Source organism: Okeania sp. SIO3B5 (assembly GCF_010692555.1).
Lineage (GTDB): Bacteria > Cyanobacteriota > Cyanobacteriia > Cyanobacteriales > Microcoleaceae > Okeania.
Genome location: NZ_JAAHHG010000770.1, coordinates 1 through 3,272, shown reverse-complemented (window position 1 = coordinate 3,272; position 3,272 = coordinate 1). Strand labels below are relative to the sequence as shown.

The following is a 3,272-nucleotide window of genomic DNA, read 5'->3' as shown; positions in this document are numbered from 1 at the left end:
GTTTTCAGCTCTTCATGCTCATGCATGGAGCGCATTAAAGAGCGCATAGTTGGGCAAAAAAATTCTCCCCTACTCCCCTCCTGGGAGGGGTTGGGGTGGATCCCCTACTCCTTAAAAAAGACTTTTGAGCGCAAACCCTAATTATTTCACATCATCAGAAGCAAAGTTATTTGTGAAATCTTTCAACTGAATTGATATTAGTTACAGTTTTCTATCAATTCAACAATCAAATTATTGACTTTTATCATCATAAGCGGAGATTGCGGTTATTTAGTTCGGTTCTACCAACATCAGTAGTGGATAAATACCGATACCCTAAGTATTAATGGTTGACTTATTTTTTGGACAACTAATCGGGGAATGCTTCAATCTAACTGAGGAGCAATTTTCCCATTAATTAAATATTATCCGATTTTTTATTCTTAGGTGTATAGCAGAAGGAAGAAAAAAGAAGAAATAAGGAAAAAGGCAAAATCTTATCTTGTATGAGTTTTAAGCTTTCGATCTTTCCTAACCTTTCCTTCGAGTACTATAAAACTTAGTAGACAAAATTTAATACAGAAGACAAGAAAAAAATATTGAAAGTTTTGCATTTTATTTTACTATTCTTTTTAGCAAAGCTAGTTAAAGTTTTTGTAGAAGTTTAAACTTATCTTGTTATTTTAGGTTTAATTCCCCACCGTCTACACGGTGTTTACAATTGGTTGGAGTTTGTAGATGCGGAGCGGCTTGTCGAAGACCATCCCCATCCATTTTTTCTTCCTTCTTCCTTATTCCTTCTTCCTTCTTCCTTCTTCTTTCTTCCTTCTTCAACAGTTAATAAATTAAGATTATTTATTTTATGAAAAAAATGGACAACTATAACTATATATTACCAACTTTAAGTGACATTTTTGCCCTAGAAATGTCAAGTGATGATTTGCCTACAAAAACAATGGAATTGGCAAAGGAAAATTCTCCTCCTTTGATGAGACAAAGAAATCAAGATTTGTATTTAAAGGCTCAAAAGGAATGGTATAGCGCGATCGCTACTGTCAATCAATTATTAGAAAATTCATCAAAAATATTAGACGATGGAGATTTTAAAAATCAAGATATTATAAAAACTATTGATTTATTGAACGGGAGAGATTCTAGTATAAATTCAAAAGAGTCTAATCCTAATTCATTTTTTTCTCATTTAAAATCATATCGTGGATTAGTATTATCTAGTCCTACTCCTATTTTAACAAATCCTGTTTTAACTACAAATTTTTATACTTCAGTTTTTACCAGTGAAATACAGGAAAATTTAGATTGGTCATCTATTTTTAGAAGACAAAGTTTGCCTCTATTACCAGGAGCAGATAGTATAAATTCCTTTTCTGATTTTATACCAATACTACCTTTGTCAACTAAAGACCCAATAATAAATGAGCAGTTCTGTTTAGTCTTAACTGCTGAATTTAGTTTAGTTATGGTCTTAGGAAAAAGCATAGATAATACACCAGCTTTTCTATTTTCTTTTGACCCAGAAGTAGTTGAAAGAGCATGGATTATCTTACGTCAACGAATAGTATTACTTACCAATTTTTATTCTAAAAATGTCGATAAACATCGAAAAAGTATCGATCGATATTCTCAAAAATTAGCAATCTTAGACGGCATATTTGATAAAATTCCACCTCGCGAACCAAACTATAAAATAGTGATGAAATTTAGTCGTTTATTATTAGATAATTTACCAACTGTAGATAGTAAAAATGAAAAATTAGAAGTCAATACTTATGACAAAAATAAAAACAATCAGAAAACGACTTTATCACTAAAATCTACCATTGAAAATTTTAAATCTCCCGATGTAGAACTGTTACAAGCGATCGCCCATGAAGTCAAAACTCCTTTAGCAACAATTCAGACTTTAACTCGCCTATTATTAAAGCGTCCAAATCTTAATCAAGAAGTAATAAAAAAGCGTTTACAAATGATTGATGCTGAATGTACTTCCCAAATAGACCGCTTTAATCTAATTTTTAGAGCAGCAGAATTAGAAACTCAGCAACTATTCAAGGAAAAAAATTCATACTTACAATTAACAACTATTCCTCTAGCTCAAGTCTTTCAAAATAGTATACCTCGTTGGCAACAAAAAGCAACTCAAAGAAATCATACTCTCAAAGTTATTTTACCTCCTAATATGCCAACGGTTGTTAGTGACCCTATTATGCTTGACCAAGTATTAGGAAATTTGATTGAAAACTTTTCACGAAATTTACCTCCTGGCAGTCTTATGCAGGTGGAAGTAATGTTAGCTGGAAGTCAGTTAAAATTGCAGCTTAAATCTGATTCTAATATGGGTGGAAAAAGTCACTCACCTTTTACCAGTTGCACAAAAACACCCTTTAAATCTATTGGTCCTTTATTAATGTTTCAACCAGAAACAGGTAATCTTAGTTTAAATTTAAAAGTAACTAAAAATCTTTTTCAAGCAATGGGAGGAAAATTAGTAGTGCGGCAACGACCAACAAAAGGGGAAATTATGACTATCTTCTTGCCAGTTCAATAATTTATAGCTAATCTTTAGTAAGCATTCCGCAGGAAGAGTTGACCACAAATAACTGAATGCTTAGAATATTTTTTGTTAAAAAGTATAACACGCTCGCTCTTACCGAAAAATTGGGTTTAAAGCCTCCCCCTTTTAGGGGGACTTTATGTTATTATGGAAACAGCGGAAAGGTATTCAACCGCTCTAAAAACCTATAGCTACTTAACTGTAGCGTTTACACCTTGAAAACTGCGGTCAGACCCCGCGTCGCCGTCAGCTCGCTTGCGGAATGCTGACCAAGAGAAGAGTTATGGGGTTTTGTACAGTAATGCTTGTACTTAGGAATTGCTCTAAGCAACAAGTACCAGAGAACCAAAATTTTTGTTTGAGGTTTGAACTGTACCGTAGGGCATACGGGAACAGGCTCTTGGAATAGAGCAAACGCGCAGGCGTGAGAACCATCTCTGGGCTAAGTATCGCAAGGTAATTAGTTTAAGTGGACTCAGTGAACCAAGAATCCTGGTTTCAGGAGAATCTCCGCGCCTTTAGGCCGGAGAGTATGTCAAAGAGTAGTTCCCCTTTGTATGTCGGCGATAGCTATTAAGGGATTTATATCATGTTCGGTTGAATAATTAGACAATGGTTGTCCGAAGGCAGGAGGCATCCCCCCTACCCCCCTTTGAAAGGGGGGGAGGCAGAAGGTTTTCTCAAGAGTGTCACCTTAATTTTATACACGCTCCGATGCTAC

Annotated in this window: 2 protein-coding genes; one reads left to right on the top strand and one right to left on the bottom strand. The window is 34.7% G+C overall.

The features are described from left to right. Positions 1-657: 657 nt before the first annotated feature. Positions 658-813, bottom strand: coding sequence for a hypothetical protein (locus F6K54_RS42185; RefSeq protein WP_293090454.1), 156 nt, complete (start codon positions 811-813; stop codon positions 658-660). A 37-nt stretch (positions 814-850) separates the two neighbouring features. Here F6K54_RS42185 and F6K54_RS42180 point away from each other — a divergent pair, with 37 nt between their 5' ends. Next, positions 851-2,545, top strand: coding sequence for a sensor histidine kinase KdpD (locus F6K54_RS42180; protein WP_293090453.1), 1,695 nt, complete (start codon positions 851-853; stop codon positions 2,543-2,545). Positions 2,546-3,272: the final 727 nt, after the last annotated feature.

Coding starts and splice junctions, on each gene's coding strand:
- F6K54_RS42180 (WP_293090453.1), top strand. CDS start 851: ATGGACAACTATAACTATATATTACCAACTTTAAGTGACATTTTTGCC.